The following is a 12,527-nucleotide window of genomic DNA, read 5'->3' on the forward strand; positions in this document are numbered from 1 at the left end:
CGTTCTCTACTTCTCGACAACAATCAGTTCAGGCGCGCCCCTCCCCGGGAGCGGCTTGAAGATTTTCACGTTGGTCTGAACCGCCGGACCACCGAAGGCCTTCATCTCGCAAACGAACAGGTAATTCGTACCGGCCACCACCTGGGTCGAAACAGAAAGCGGCTTGAGTCCCAAGTAAGCGTAGTCCTTGGTAGCCTCGGTAAATACGGCAGAATCTTCTGCGGCCAGCGGGCGCTGTTCCGAGAATCCGCCCATCAGCATTTCGTCGGTCTTGCCGGCTTCCAGGTTCCCAAAGAAAGTTTCCACTTCTTGCGTGGCGACTTCGGCGCCATTCTCAGCCGTGATGCGCTTGTTGGAAATACCGAAGGCAAGGGTCACTTTGGCATTCGGTTCAAGAATCTTGAGTTCTTCAGCGCTCGCCTTGCGGCCACCGCTGCCATAAGTGCAGAAAGGCACCACCACCTTGCCGCTCAGGTCATTGGAATCCAGGAAGGTGTAAATGGGCGGAGTAAAAGTCCCGAACATAATCGGGTAGCCCAGGTAAACCGTATCGTACTTGGCGAGTTCCACCTTGGCATTTTCAAGGGCGGGCCACTGCTTGCTTTCGCGCTCCGCCTTTACCGCGGCAATGGTGCTGTCGTAAGTAGACGGGTACGGTGTCGCAAGCTTGAGTTCCACGGCGTCGGCATTCTTCGCCTTCTGGAAAATTTCAGCCAGCTTCTTGGTGGCTCCGTTCTGCGAGTAGTACACCACCACAGACTTCGAGGGGGCAGGTGCTGCGACTTCCGCCTTGGCTGCTTCAGGCGCATCCTTTTTCGCTTCCTGCTCGTTGCAGGCGGTAAACATCAGCGATGCCGCAAATACAGACATTGCGGCCGTCAACTTCATCTTGTTAAACATCGAGTTCTCCTGTTTAGCTTTTGGGCTGTTCCGCAGCCGGAGCGGCACCATTGTTACCACTGGAAGCTGCAGCAGCGGCGCCATTATTACCGGCACCAGCAGCAGCGTTAGCGTTAGCAGCATCAGCGTTCGCAATCACTTCTTCCGGTGGCTGCGGCGGCAGCTTGGTTCTTGCGCCGTAGAGTCTTTCAGAAATATGGGTAAAGGCTTCCACGATATCCGGGTCAAAATGCTTGCCCGCACCTTCGGTAATAATCGCCATCGCCTTTTCGTAGGTAAAGGGTTTCTTGTACACGCGTTCTGCCACAAGGGCGTCGAACACGTCGGCCACAGCCATGATTCTTGCAGACAGCGGAATCTCTTCGCCCTTGATATGCGTCGGGTAACCCGTGCCGTCCCACTTTTCGTGGTGGTAATGGGCCATGTCGATCGATTCGACCATGTAGTCCGCATCGATGGTATCGCCGGCATCTTCCACCATCTTGGTCAGGATCTTCCAACCTTCGGTGGTGTGGCTCTTCATGATGGTAAATTCTTCGTCCGTGAGCTTGCCCGGCTTATTCAAAATCAAGTCAGACACGGCAATCTTACCGATATCGTGCAACGGTGCGGCGCGCTTCAGCTTTTCAATGTAAGCATCCGTGAGCACATCCGTGAACTTGCCTTCGGCCTTGAGCTGGTGGGCAATGGCTTCCACATATTCGGCGGTCTTCTTAATGTGGTTACCCGTGCTCTTGTCGCGGGCTTCAACCACTTCAGCGAATTCCATAATAATGATTTCCTGCATGCGCCGGATACGTTCGTTCTGTTCCTGCACACGCTGGATAAAGTTGTAGGTATCGCTGGCCATCGTGTAGATGGACTCATAAAGGTGCTGAATTTCGTCACTGGTACTGACCCCGATTTTTCCGAGGCGTTCCACGCTGTCCCTAATGCTTTCCAGATCCACCGTTTCGGTATCAAGCATGCTTGCGCGAGTGGTGTTGGCGGCAATCTTCATGGCGGCGACAGACATCTGGTTCATGGGAATCACCGCCCCGCGCTTCACCAGTTCCAGCACAATACTCATAATGATAATGGAGAGGCCGAAGAACAGCGAAAGCATCTTGATAAAGAATACTGCCTCTTCGCGGATAATTGCCTCCATGGAAATATCCGCTGCCACATAGGCTACCGTCTTGTTCGAGGAATTGCGAATGGGCCTGTAGACCGTCAACAACCAGCCATACTTGTCGTCAGAGACAATGGGGTCAATTTCGCCACCCGCCAAAAGCGTCGGCAAATAGGGTTCAAAACTCGGGTCGAACTCCACCACATCGCCCGGTCTACCCCCCGGTTCGCCATCGGTATCCAGGTCGAACACCACATGACAGCCGTCCGGCAGAATCTTGTACACGTACAGGTACTTGGTCTGGGGGAAGCTTTCCCTAATGGCGTACAGGATCTTACTGATGAAGGCGTAATCCTCGTCTTCAAAGCCCTGACTCATATAGTAGTCAATCTTGTCGGGGTCGATAGCCGTAGAGGCGGCCCTGGTCACGCCGTTTGCCACACTGATAAAATTATTGATGGAATTTTCACGATACAGGAAAAAGCCAATCGTACTGGCTAGGCCACCCAAAAGCACTTCGGCAACAATCACCATGTACACCACCTTGCGAAGCAAGGAATAGCGCACCATGTGCTTAGCCACTTCGTTGTTGTTGACGCGCAGGAACACCTTGTTCAGGTGGTTCTTGACGACACGGGGAATAAAGCGGAAAAGGAATACCGCCGCAATCACCACGACGCCCTTGTCAAAGAAGTCCAGGACGATGTCGGCCCAGAGCTGCGAACTAAACTTGCTCCAGCCGAAAACTTCGTGGAAGGCGATAGCGAAGGGAGCCGAAATGCCTTCGCCAAAATTGAACCCGAACAAGAAATAGGTAAAGATGGAACCGATACCGCCGCCAATCAGGGCGAAAGAAATAATTACCACGAACAGGCGCGGGATATTCTTGAAGAACCGCTGGTGGTAAAAGAAGGTGGCCAGGGCAGCAATGAAAATGCTAATGACCCCGTAGAACATGGTCACCGGGTCCGAAATTCCGTTGATGGCGTTGGAGGCGAAGCCGACTATAACAGCCGGAAGGTTACCACCCAGCATGGCAGTAAGGATTGTCCCCAAGCAATCCAGGTAAAGAGGCAGTTCCAGGGTTAGCGCAAGCTTTGCCGGCAAGACATTGAGCAGCAAACCAGCAATAATCAGCAGTATTACGCTTTTTAAATTAGACCCATTTTCAAAATCAATCTTTCTCATATGGACCAATACATCCTTCTTAGCACAAATAAAATAATTAAAAAAAGGACCCTTGCCGGTCCTATTTTATAATTTCCACTATTTTTTTGTTGTTTGTAGCCCCCGAGACCACCGAAACATCCCGTTTATGCACATGAAAGTGCTCGGCCAGGAGTTCGCAGATGGCCTCGTTCGCCGCTCCATCCACAGGCGGGGCCTTGACCTCCACCTTGTAGCTGCCGTCGGGGAGCTCTACCACGCTTTCGCGCTTGCTCCGGGCATGTACCTTGATGTTGATTCTCATAAAGTACTAGGCGAGCACATTTCCCGGGGCCGCCGGGCGAGCCCTGAGCTCTTCTTGCATGCGCTGGTCGTTTTCCATGGCAGAGAGCAAGTCTTCCTGGCCCTTGATAAGCGCACGGCAGCGGATAAAATAGTTTGTACGCAACTGCTTGAGCTGTTCAATTTCCATGCGGAGCTCTTCGGCCTCTTTCTTGGTGGACTCCACCTCGCGGACCGCTCTGGCCTTGGCTTCGGCAACGATAATTTCGGCTTCTTTTTCTGCAGTAGCCTTGACCTCGTCCACGGTACGCTGCATGGTCACCACGGCGTCCTGGATGGTCTTTTCGATCTGGCGATAGTAATTCACTCGTTCTTCGGCAACCTTCAAACGTTCGGTAAGGTCGGTCTTGTCCCTGGACATCTGTTCAAAGGCATTGGCCGCCGTTTCCAGAAAAGCCTTGACTTCTTCGGGATCGATTCCACCGAAATTTTTCTTGTGGAAGTTCTGGTTTCGAATATCCAAAGGTGTAAGTTCCATACTAAAACCTGCAAAAAAGTGGAAATTTGCCGCCTTTAGCGACATCCGAAATATAACAACTTGCAAACAGCGGTGTCAAAGTCACAAAAAAATAAGATATAAAATGGTGATTCGCCCAGTCCTGTTTTAGAATTATCATGTTATATTTTATTAACAACGTTTATGATTAAGTTCCTGAAAAACTTCTGGGGGGCGCAGGACACACTGGAACGTAAAATGTTCTGGTCGATTTTAGTGGTTGTTACCGTAGTAGCGACCTGTTCTGCCGTCTTTACCATTTACGAGGGCATCAATGCCTCCGCATCCTTGGCCAGCCTCGGATGTACGTTGCTTTGCTTTGTCATCGCCTTCGTAGCCGTAAAGACCTCGCTATATAACCAGTGCTACCTGGTCATGTGCTGTGCGCTCACCTGTTTTTTAATGCCCCTCCTGTTCCTGTTCTGCGGCGGCATTACTAGCGGCATGCCCCTGTACTGCATCACCTCGCTTGCGTTGATCGCCTTTGCGGTCCGCGGACGCGCAAAGAACATTTCCTTTATCGTCTCGCTGTTGGTCCAGGCCGCCGTTATCTACATGTCCTGGAAAAAACCGGACATCCTCTACACCACCCTTGACCGCGACGGAGCCTTCCTCGACATTCTGGTCACCCACATTCTGACTGGCATCACGCTCTTTGCCGTAGGTTCCTTCTCCTTGATGGCATACGTGCAGGAGCGCGAAAAAAGCGAAAAACTGGTAGCCCGGTTGGACTACCTGGCCGTCAGGGATTCCCTTACGGGCCTGTACAATCGTAGATACTTGCTCAAGTTCCTGGAAGAACGAGTCTGGAAACACCGCAACGACTACTTTATCGCCATGTTTGACTTGGATAATTTTAAACAAGTTAACACCAAGTACGACCATACCTTCGGCGACAAGGTGATTTGCACCATAGGCGAGCTAATCCAGAAAGTCGGCGATGAATCCGCCGGCGAATGCGTCGCCCGCTACGGTTGCGAAAAGTTCATCTACCTTATCAGCGCAGGCTCCGAAGTAGAAGCCTATTCAAAGGTCGAATCTATCCGCAAGTCCGTCCGCCAAGTTACATTCGAGGAACATCCCGAACTCAGGCTTACCATAAGCGGCGGGTTGCTCCCCTGCTACGCCAAATCGGCAGCCGACGTGAACCAGCTCCTTTTCCGAGTAGACGAGCTGGTGGTTTCTGCCAAAAACCAAGGCAAGAACCAGATTCGCAACATGGTAGAAAACTAAGTTTTTCTATCTTTACCTCTGAAAAAAAATTAAAGAGGTCCATTATGACATTCGAAGAAATGTACGCACTGGCCTGCCAGCGCAAGAAAGACATGCCCGAAGGTAAGGGCACCACGGAACTTTTCAAGAAGGGTCCCCACGGCATTGGCAAGAAGCTCGTCGAAGAAGCCGCCGAAAGCTGGATGGCCGCCCGCTTTGAAAGCCGCGACGCCCAGTGCCTGGAACTTTCCCAGGTTCTCTACTATGTGGCCGTAATGATGGCCGAAAAAGGTCTCACCCTCGAAGAAGTGTACGCTAAACTATGATTAAGGTAGCTCTCCCCAACAAGGGCATGCTCTTTGAGCCCACCCAGGAACTTTTGAAGGCTTGCGGTTACAAGGCCTCCAAGCCCTACAAGACTTTGACCCAGCTGGACACCAAGAACGGAATCGAATTCTTCTTCTTGCGCCCCAGCGACATCCCCATGTACGTGGGCCGCGGCATTATCGACGCCGGCATCACGGGTATCGACTTTAACGCCGAAGCCAAGAGCCCGGCAGTCAAGGTTCTCGACCTGCCCTATGGCGCCTCCAAGATGTGCGCCGCCGTGCCCAACGAAAGCCCGGTGCAGTCCCTTGAAGAACTCAAGAACGCTACCATCGCTACCAGCTTCCCGCATATCGTGGAAGGCTACTACAAGAAGGACATGAATTTCGTGGTGCTGGAAGGCGCCGTCGAAATCTCCGTGAGCCTCGGCGTGGCAGACGCCATTGTCGACGTGGTAGAAACCGGCACGACTCTCAAGCAGGCTGGACTCCGTATCGTGGGCGAACCGCTGTTCCGCAGCAATGCAGCCCTGTTCTGCAACCCGCAGAAGACCGAACTGGAAGAAGTCCACACGCTGATCCGCCGCATCGAGGGCAAGCTGGTTGCCCAGTCGTACATGATGATCGAGTACGACTGCCCGGCTGAACTCCTCCAGAAGGCATGCGAACTTACGCCGGGCCTCGATGCCCCGACGGTGACCAAGCTCCACGGCCGCGAATGGTATTCCGTGAAGGCCATGGTCCCGCAAGAAGAAGCTAACGCCATCATGGACAAGCTTTGGGACGCAGGCGCACGCAGCATTCTCCTGTTCGGGATCAAGAGCGCCCGTATCTAAGACATGCAAACACTTGCTTACTTAGCACGCCAGCCTATCCTCGACCGCGAGGGTAAGATTTACGCGTATGAGCTGTTGTTCCGCGACTCGCCCGAAAGCGACATCGCCATCATTGCAAGCGACGTGCTCGCCACGGCGCAGGTGCTCGAAAACGTACTGAACAACATCGGTATCGAGCGCCTCATCGGCAACAACAAGGCCTTCGTGAACTGCAGCCGCAACATGCTGCTGGACAACCTGTTCGGGCTTCTGAACCCCAAGTACTTCGTACTCGAGGTTCTCGAAGACGTAGAAGTGGACGAGGCTATCGTCAAGGCCGTCCAGCGCTACAGGGCCCTGGGTTTCGAGCTTGCCCTGGACGACTTCATCTTCAACGACGAATTCATCACCCGGTTCAAGCCCCTGTTCCCCTACATCAGCTACGTGAAGATGGACGTGGTGGACAACTCGCAGGAATCCATGAACGCCGCCGCCACCTTCTTCAAGACCATGGGGGTCAAGCTCCTGGCCGAAAAGGTGGAAGACGAGGCCACCTTCAAGCGCTGCGAAGAAGCAGGCTACGATTATTTCCAGGGTTTCTTCTTTGCAAAGCCGGAACTGGTGACCGGTCGTAAAATCGACGCCACCTCGGCAACGCTGCTGCAGCTCCTGCTCCGCATCAAGTCCCGCCCAAGTCTCGAAGACATGGTCGATAGTCTTTCCAAGCACAAAGACATCGCCCAGAACCTGCTCCGGTTCGTGAACTCCGACTCCCAGACCAGTCACAGCCGCATCGAAAACGTCAAGGACGCCATCGTGTGGGTGGGCATGCGCCGCATCCAGGAATGGCTCATGCTCATGCTGTACGCCCGCCCCGAGCTCGGCATGACTCCGCAAGCCTCGCCCCTGTTCCAGAACGCAAGTCACCGCGCAAAGTTCATGGAAAGCCTCGCCCGCACCATCGACGAGAACAACGACGACTTCTGCGCCAAGGCATTCATGGTGGGACTCATCAGCCGTATGGACGCCCTCGTACGCGCCCCGCTAGAGACCATCTTGCCGGACGCCCCTACCGACGACGAAATGCAGGACGCCCTCCTCAACCGCACGGGCCGCCTCGGCACGTTGCTACGCCTTGCCGACGCCGTGGAACTGGACGACCGGGATTCTATCCAGGCTTGCCTCAAGGAAGAAGGCATCCATTTCGCCCAACTGAAACTCTGTCTCACCGAATCCTACAGTTTTGCCAATGAACATTGAGCCGCAAAGTCTTGAAGCGTTAATCGGGGAATTTTCATCGCTCCCCGGAATCGGGCAGAAGACCGCCCGAAGGCTTGCGTATCATATTCTTTCCAAAAACGAAGGCGACGTGGAACGCTTTTCGGAGAACCTGCTGAACGCCAAAAGGAACGTTCACCCCTGCCCCCGCTGCTACGCCTTTACCGACGAGGACCTTTGCCCGGTGTGCAAGGCCCGCGAAGGCGCCAAGTGCATTTGCGTGGTAGAAAAGAGCTCCGACATCGTTCCCTTTGAACGCTCGGGCATCTACAAGGGAACCTACTTTGTGCTGGGCGGCGTAATTTCGCCCCTGGACGGCATCGGCCCCGAACACCTGCATTTGCCGGAACTGGTGAAGCGCATCAAGGACGAAGGCATCGAAGAACTTATATTTGCACTAGGTTCTAGCCCCGAAGCCGACAGCACCGCGCTCATGCTCGACCACATGCTGGCAGGCGTAAACGTCAAGCGCACGCGACTGGCCCGCGGAATCCCCATGGGTTCGGACCTTGAATTTGTAGACGAAGTCACCATGCTCCGCGCATTCGAAGGGAGAGTCAGCTTATGACCGAAAATGCTCCGAAAGGGACAAAGGCAAATCTACCGCCCAAGACTGTCCACCACAGCCCTGTCATGGTAGGGGACTACAAGATCGTCTCTGCCGAATTCGTCAAGGGTTCCACCAGCATCAAGCACCTCCCCGAAGAAAGGCTCCCGCAAATTGCCTTCCTCGGACGCTCCAACGTGGGCAAGTCTTCGCTCATGAACGCCCTGATGGGCCGAAAAGACCTTGTAAAAGTGGGTAGAACCCCCGGAAAAACCCGCGAATTGAATTTTTTCAAAGTCAACGGGAAGTTTTTTCTAGTAGATTTACCAGGTGTAGGCTTTGCAAAAGTCAGCAACAGCAAACGCGACCAGATGGCAGACTTTATCCGCGAATACGTGGAAAAGTGTAAAGACCTGAAAGGACTCGTTTATCTGGTAGACGTGCGCCACGGCGGCCACGCTATCGATATCGAGACAGTAGAAGCCATCCGGGCCACCGGTTGCCCCGTGCTGATCGTTGCTAGCAAACGCGACAAGGCAAACCAGTCGGAACTTGCAAAAGGACTCCGCAGCATCAAGGAGAAATTCGGGCTAGACCAGAATCCCCTGAGCGTGAGTTCCCTGAAGAAATTCGGACTGGGAGAATTGTGGCACAATATTTTGGAAGCGATAGAACAAAACGATGAAAGTAAGGGTTCGTAGAAACTGGCAAAGATTCACGCTCCCCGCAAAGGCGTTTCATTTGCTGGGCTTGTTCTTGTTGCGCCGCCCTTTCGGCCAGCAAATCGCCCTGTTCTGCAGGGCTATCGCTAGTATATTCTCCAAGAATCGCAGTCTCAAGACCGACTCCCGTAACATCATCATGCAGACCTTCTTTACGGCAGTCGAAATCTTCCCCATTCTCTTTATAGTGGCCACCTTGTTCGGAACAATCGTCATCATCGAAGTGATCTCCATGATGAGCAAGATAGGCTTCGCCGACTTCGTGGGAAGCATGATCGTGGTGGTGATTATCCGAGAACTGGGACCCATCCTTACCGCATTCTTGATCGCCGGCCGAAGCGGGTCATCCCTTACGACCTATATCGGGAGCATGGTCATCAATTCCGAAGTGGATGCACTGGCCACCATGGGCGTCAACCCCATCCGTTTCTTGGTCATGCCCAGCCTCGTCGGCGGTTGCATCGCCATGTTCATCATGAACATTTTCTTTAGTGCCAGCGCCATTTTTGCAGGCTACCTGGTTACCAAGGGTGCTATCATTATCACAGGCAACATAATGAACATTCAGCTCACCTGGTCTTACCTGAGTACCGAAATCCTGAATGCCATTACGATTACCGACTTTATTTTCATCATTCTAAAGCCCCTTACGTTCGGAGCGATCATTACCACCAACGCCTGCTACCAGGCGCTGAACATCCAGCGCGACGTGCGCCAGGTGCCCAAGGCGGTTTCCCGTTCCGTGATCAAGTCATTCCTGTACGTTGTCGTTGCCGATGTGATTCTTTCCGTATTCTATTTTGTTGACTACATGAACAACCTCTCGACGCTAATCTAATGTTTGACGAAGCCCTAAGAATGGAGGATATCCACCTCGCCTACAATGACCTCGCAGGAGCCATGTTCTCCAAGCCGAGGATTTTGGGTTATTTCAGAGGCATCGAAATGGACCCGCAAAAGGAATTGATTTCCGATGTCAACCTTTCGGTGATGCGCGGCGAAACCATTTGCATCGGCGGTCCGTCCGGTCAGGGAAAGAGCGCCCTTTTAAGAATCATCGCAGGGCTCACCCGCCCCACCCGCGGAAACATTTATTACTTCGGCGAATACATTCCGCCCGAAAAGTTGACGGCCCTGGAAGTGGCCAAGCGCCAGGTGGGAATGGTGTTCCAGAACGGGGCCCTGATTTCTAATCTCAAGGTCCGCGACAACATCGGCTTGCCGCTCCGTTACCACAAAATGGGAACGCCCAGCGAAATCGAAGACAAGATCAACATGGCCATGGACCTGATGCGTGTGCGCGACGAAGCCGACCTTTACCCTCACATGCTCAGTACAGGCATGCAAAAACGTGTAGCCATCGCCCGTAGCTGGGCCATGGATCCTAAGCTTTTGCTGATGGACGAACCTACCGCAGGTCTTGACAACTATAACCGCCGCAATCTGCTGCCGCTGATCGACAACATGCGTACGTTGTTCAAAACCACCATCCTGATCGTGACCCACGACTTGATGATTTCCAAGGAACTGGACTGCAACATCTGTTTCTTGCACCGCAAGACATTGACCGAGCCCAAGCCCTTCGAATACTGGCTGAACTCCGACACGGACATTTCCAAGGAACTGTTCCGAGATTTGCGCACCAGCGGATAAAGCCGCTACGCGTCCATGTGAAGCGTGAAATGACAAATGAGAAATTAACCATTATACATTTCACATCACACATCTCACATTTATAAAAAAGGTTACTAAAAATGTTTCTTCCTTTGCCAGATGATTTTCATGCTCACTTGAGACAGGGCGAACTCATGCCCGGTTACGTTCGCGACTTGGTTCAGCAATTTGGCCGTGCCATCATTATGCCCAACACGGTTCCGGCAATGACTTCTGCCAAGGCCATCGCCGAATACAAGGCCCAGATTCTGGATGCGGCAAAGGCCGTGCGCCCTGATTTTGTTCCGCTCATGACTTTCAAGCTGAACCCGAACTATACGGAACAGGATTTGAAGGACATGATGGCCGTGGGCGTGGTGGCTGGCAAGTACTACCCCGCCGGCGTCACCACCAACAGCGCCGACGGCATCAGCGATTTCGAAGGAATCTTCCCCGTGGTCGCCATGATGGAAAAGCTGGGGCTCGTGCTGTGCGTGCACGGCGAAGAGCCCGGCGAATTCTGCCTGGACCGCGAACCCGCATTCATCAAGCGCGTCGAAACCCTGGCCGAAAAGTTTCCGAAGTTAAAGATTGTCTTTGAACACCTGAGTTCTGCAAAGTCCGTCGAGGCCGTAAAGCGCCTGCCCGCAAACGTGGCCGCCACCTTCACGGTACATCACCTGATGATGACTCTCGACGACATCGTCGGAGACGCCCTCAGGCCGCACCATTTCTGCAAGCCGCTGCCGAAGCGGCCTGAAGACCGTGCCGCCATCCGCGAAGCCGCCTTCAGCGGCAATCCCAAGTTCTTCCTCGGCACGGACTCTGCCCCGCACCAGCTGGGCAAAAAGGAATGCCCGTGCGGGGCAGCGGGCGTCTACAGCGCCCCGGTCGCCATCCCCCTTCTGGTTCAAGAATTCGAAAGGGCTGGCCACCTGGACAAGCTCCCGAATTTCATCGCCGGCTTCGGCGCCGACTTCTACGGCCTTCCGCGCACGACTAAGCAGATCGAGGTCGTCCGCGAAAAATGGACCGTGCCCGCCATCGTGAACGGCGTGGTCCCGCTCGCCGCCGGTCAGGAACTGGACTGGAAGCTTGTATAAAAGCAGTGGAATTTTTATATTTGCGCCATGCCAGCCGTTTCTCGCAATTACCTTGTAGGCCTTGTGGGCCCTGACGTTCTCGAAGCTGCCGAAAAAGACCTGTTCCATCCGGTTCGCCTGGACTTGGACTGCTGCGACGCCATCGAGATCCGTTACGATTTCTTCGACGAATCGGTCTGGGATACCCTTTCGGAAAGGGTCCGCCACGTAGTTCCCAATAAGTTGCAAATCGGCACCATCCGCCTTAAGCGGGACGGTGGCAAGTTCGCCGACGAACGGGTCGTCGAACGCATGGACCTGTGGAAGAAAATCCTTTCGGGCAAGCAGGTTCCCGAATGGCTGGACCTGGAACGGGACTGTCTCAGCGACTTCAAGGCGCTGAACGACATGGCCTTCCCCATAGGCGTGGGCCTGCTCATTTCGGAACACAACTTCGAACGCATTCCCAACGACATTGAACTGGAAGCCTTCGCCGACGACGTGAAGCGTGTTGGCGCCCAGGGCCTGAAGATTGCCGCCATGAGCAATTCCGACGTTGATTGCGACCGCCTGTACAAGTTTGCAAAAAAATTCGGCAAGAAATTCCAGATGTTCGCCGCCTTCGGCATGGGCGAAACCGGCAAGGTCAGCCGCCTTTGGTCCCTGAACCAGGGCGCCAACCTCACCTACGGTTCTATCGGCCATTCCGAGGCCCCCGGGCAAATCGAGGTCTCCATTATGCGCCGGGCCCTGGATCAAGCCGAAAACATGCACTCCGAGATGGAAATTTTGGCCTTTCTGAATCAATTTTAGCCTTTTTTGATATTTTTTCGTTCCAATAAGGCTTTTTTCGTCCAAACGGCGTTTATTTTTGCT

14 protein-coding genes are annotated in these 12,527 nt (G+C 53.6%); 10 read left to right on the top strand and 4 right to left on the bottom strand.

Going from position 1 to position 12,527, the window contains the following annotated elements; all coding sequences use genetic code 11:
- Window positions 1–6 precede the first annotated feature (6 nt).
- From ACJMNB_RS07665 to ACJMNB_RS07680, 4 genes are all read right to left on the bottom strand, one after another.
- On the bottom strand, window positions 7–900 hold the full coding sequence (locus ACJMNB_RS07665) for a flavodoxin (RefSeq protein WP_405340902.1): 894 nt from the start codon (window positions 898–900) through the stop codon (window positions 7–9).
- Window positions 901–913: 13 nt separating this feature from the next.
- Window positions 914–3,199, bottom strand: coding sequence for an HD domain-containing phosphohydrolase (locus ACJMNB_RS07670; RefSeq protein ID WP_405340905.1), 2,286 nt, complete (start codon window positions 3,197–3,199; stop codon window positions 914–916).
- A 61-nt stretch (window positions 3,200–3,260) separates the two neighbouring features.
- A complete protein-coding gene (locus ACJMNB_RS07675; protein ID WP_405340908.1) occupies window positions 3,261–3,482 on the bottom strand; it encodes a DUF167 domain-containing protein in 222 nt (73 codons plus the stop codon).
- A 6-nt stretch (window positions 3,483–3,488) separates the two neighbouring features.
- On the bottom strand, window positions 3,489–3,998 hold the full coding sequence (locus ACJMNB_RS07680; protein ID WP_405340911.1) for a DivIVA domain-containing protein: 510 nt from the start codon (window positions 3,996–3,998) through the stop codon (window positions 3,489–3,491).
- Window positions 3,999–4,160: 162 nt separating this feature from the next.
- Between ACJMNB_RS07680 and ACJMNB_RS07685 the strand changes: the two genes are divergently transcribed.
- The 10 genes from ACJMNB_RS07685 to ACJMNB_RS07730 all read left to right on the top strand — a co-directional run bounded on the left by ACJMNB_RS07685 (window position 4,161) and on the right by ACJMNB_RS07730 (window position 12,464).
- Window positions 4,161–5,249: a GGDEF domain-containing protein gene (locus tag ACJMNB_RS07685; RefSeq protein WP_405340914.1), complete on the top strand. Its 1,089-nt coding sequence runs from the start codon at window positions 4,161–4,163 to the stop codon at window positions 5,247–5,249.
- Between the two features lie 44 nt (window positions 5,250–5,293).
- Window positions 5,294–5,554: a phosphoribosyl-ATP diphosphatase gene (hisE, locus tag ACJMNB_RS07690; protein WP_014545870.1), complete on the top strand. Its 261-nt coding sequence runs from the start codon at window positions 5,294–5,296 to the stop codon at window positions 5,552–5,554.
- Window positions 5,551–6,390 carry an ATP phosphoribosyltransferase gene (gene hisG / locus ACJMNB_RS07695; RefSeq protein WP_405340917.1) on the top strand — a complete coding sequence of 280 codons (840 nt, stop codon included), beginning with the start codon at window positions 5,551–5,553 and terminating at the stop codon, window positions 6,388–6,390. Before hisE ends, hisG begins: the two co-directional genes overlap by 4 nt.
- 3 nt (window positions 6,391–6,393) lie before the next feature.
- A complete protein-coding gene (locus tag ACJMNB_RS07700; protein WP_405340920.1) occupies window positions 6,394–7,629 on the top strand; it encodes an EAL and HDOD domain-containing protein in 1,236 nt (411 codons plus the stop codon).
- A complete protein-coding gene (gene recR / locus ACJMNB_RS07705; protein ID WP_405340923.1) occupies window positions 7,619–8,215 on the top strand; it encodes a recombination mediator RecR in 597 nt (198 codons plus the stop codon). Before ACJMNB_RS07700 ends, recR begins: the two co-directional genes overlap by 11 nt.
- Window positions 8,212–8,895, top strand: a complete 684-nt coding sequence (gene yihA / locus ACJMNB_RS07710; protein WP_405340926.1) for a ribosome biogenesis GTP-binding protein YihA/YsxC — start codon at window positions 8,212–8,214, stop codon at window positions 8,893–8,895. Before recR ends, yihA begins: the two co-directional genes overlap by 4 nt.
- Window positions 8,876–9,754, top strand: coding sequence for an MlaE family ABC transporter permease (locus ACJMNB_RS07715; protein WP_405340929.1), 879 nt, complete (start codon window positions 8,876–8,878; stop codon window positions 9,752–9,754). Before yihA ends, ACJMNB_RS07715 begins: the two co-directional genes overlap by 20 nt.
- Before the next feature lie 20 nt (window positions 9,755–9,774).
- Entirely contained in the window at window positions 9,775–10,569 is a 795-nt protein-coding gene (locus ACJMNB_RS07720) for an ABC transporter ATP-binding protein (protein WP_405340932.1), read from the top strand.
- A gap of 101 nt (window positions 10,570–10,670) precedes the next feature.
- On the top strand, window positions 10,671–11,672 hold the full coding sequence (pyrC, locus tag ACJMNB_RS07725) for a dihydroorotase (protein WP_405340935.1): 1,002 nt from the start codon (window positions 10,671–10,673) through the stop codon (window positions 11,670–11,672).
- Window positions 11,673–11,699: 27 nt separating this feature from the next.
- Window positions 11,700–12,464 carry a type I 3-dehydroquinate dehydratase gene (locus tag ACJMNB_RS07730; RefSeq protein WP_405340938.1) on the top strand — a complete coding sequence of 255 codons (765 nt, stop codon included), beginning with the start codon at window positions 11,700–11,702 and terminating at the stop codon, window positions 12,462–12,464.
- The last annotated feature ends 63 nt before the right edge of the window (window positions 12,465–12,527 follow it).

The sequence above is a fragment of the Fibrobacter sp. genome, from assembly GCF_045131395.1.
Lineage (GTDB): Bacteria > Fibrobacterota > Fibrobacteria > Fibrobacterales > Fibrobacteraceae > Fibrobacter.